This window comes from Bacillus sp. JJ1127 (assembly GCF_036965845.1).
Classification (GTDB): Bacteria; Bacillota; Bacilli; order Bacillales; family Bacillaceae_G; genus Bacillus_A.
Genome location: NZ_JBALQK010000399.1, coordinates 1,619 through 3,794, shown reverse-complemented (window position 1 = coordinate 3,794; position 2,176 = coordinate 1,619). Strand labels below are relative to the sequence as shown.

Genomic DNA, 2,176 nt, shown 5'->3' with positions numbered 1-2,176 from the left:
ATTAAAAAACGGACATAAAATCCCTCTTTTTTGATAATTTTACCATACACTCAATGTAAATAATTCTGCATTTACCTATAAACATAAAAAGAGCACCTTTTACAGATGCCCTTTTTCATCAATACGTAAATGTGATTGTTGCTAATGAATACCCTGCCATCGCACTATACGGTGCAACTTGATAAGAAACTTGCTTCGCACCTTTTGGCCAAGTAAGTTCATTTAATACTTTTTTAATATCTTGCATTGTTCCATCCATAGATTGCTTATAACGCAGTTCTACTTTTTGAGGTTTCGTAGTAAATTGCTTCTGTAATTTTTGTTTCAACTCATTATAATCTTCAGCCCCATATTGCGTAGACAGATAGACTAAATTCGTGTCTTTTAGCATTTGTTGATATACCAACTTTTTGGAACTACCTTTCTTCATCTTACTTGTTAATTCATTATAGTAATTCGTAGATGCTACTGGATATTTACTACGATCCCATTCATGGTCTTTGCTTAATTGCTCGTCAGACATATTATAGTAAGAATATGTTACACGTCCTTCTTTATCTGGAACTGGATCATCAAATGTCGTATCGAGGTGATACCATTTATCCTCAATCTTCACTAGGTTCCAAGCATGCGCTTGTCCATTTCCTTTTCCAGTTACGATATGTGATTGAATACCCGCTTCTTTTAATAATTGATATGTTAATAGCGTATATCCTTGGCAAACAGCTGAGCGATTGGCCAACGCGTCATATGCTGTATATGCCTTATAAGAAGTATCATAGGAAACATGTTTCACAACATAATCATGAATCGCTTTTACTTTTTCATGATCATCCATGCCAGCTTTTATTATAGAATTCACAATCGATTTTGCCTGCGTCTTTACATATTGTGTTTGTTCCTTTGATTCACGATATGTAATGTTTAATGTAAACGCATAGTTTCCTGGTATTCCACGTATAGAGTACTTAGTGCTTGCTATATTATATTTTACGTACTCATCTGCATCTACAATTTTACTATACTCTTGAAAGAGCTTATCCATTACGTCTCTACCATTTTTCTCTTTTGTTTTGTATGTGATTATAATATTTTCTTCTCGATTATCAATGCGCTTTTTTAACTCTTTCTGAAAATCTTCTAACAACTTTGTATCTGATGGTGTAGCTGCTACCTTTTGAGTTGACGCTGCATAAGATACGGAATGCACATGTAAACCACTGATCATAATTGTTGAACAAAGTACGATAGCTGTTACATACTTGTTTGTTTTCTTCATCTTGTCACTCCTCCTACTCTAAAAATATACGAAAAAATGTTCATATATTTTTAGAGTATACAGTATTTTTTCAAAAAGAAAATATGAGATTATGTATATTTATTAATTGCCATTTAAATATTATTAAAAGAAATTTCGGTAATATATAAACTAAAAAAGTAGTAACCCCTCCATTAGAAGTAACTACTACTTTTCTTTTTTCTAACAAGTTTGTAATATACAGCATGTATTTTCAAAACGACGATGCTTCAAATCATCATTTCCAATACAAAAGTATAACATCCCTAAATCTCCCCACATCATATTACAATTCTTATAATCAGAATCAATTTGGAATAATAGCGTCATATGATGAGGATTCACACCAATGTAATCGCCAGCTTCTTGAAACACTTCTTCTTGAACAGAGAAAGGTTCACCAAATAATTGATGGTTGTCATAATGATCTGGGATTAATTCCTCAAGTAACTGCAGAAAACGATCCGAATCATCTTCATTTTCAATAAAGAGCTCTGGTAATTTATAAGTGCATTCAAATGATATTTCACATTGTATAAATTTCGGTTGGATTTCATCCATTCTTCGCAGTTGTTCAGGTGAAACATCATAATAAAGTACACATCCTACATCTTTCTGATTTACATCTTCATCAAAATGATTTTCATAACAAAAAAAATAGAGCATTCCTGTTTTAGGAAGATTGTGACTCATACCTACATCATGTAAATCATTTAAATTAAATTGCGCAATAAAATGTAATGGATTCTCTTTATATGTTGGATATTCAAATGAAATGGGCACATCAGGGACTCCTCCCATTTTAGAACAACCAATTGCAAGTGTATCCTTTTGTATAGGAGTAACTTTTATACAAGGAAATATCGTATTTACTAATTC

The 2,176-nt window shown here is 32.1% G+C and carries 2 protein-coding genes; both read right to left on the bottom strand.

What is annotated here, in order from left to right; translation table 11 throughout:
• Positions 1 to 118: 118 nt before the first annotated feature.
• The gene (locus tag V7183_RS25105; RefSeq protein WP_335361231.1) at positions 119 to 1,279 is read right to left on the bottom strand and encodes a transglutaminase domain-containing protein; all 1,161 of its coding nucleotides are present in this window, start codon (positions 1,277 to 1,279) and stop codon (positions 119 to 121) included.
• Between the two features lie 201 nt (positions 1,280 to 1,480).
• Positions 1,481 to 2,176 (bottom strand): YwqG family protein (locus tag V7183_RS25100; protein WP_335361230.1); only part of this gene is annotated, 696 nt, incomplete at its 5' end.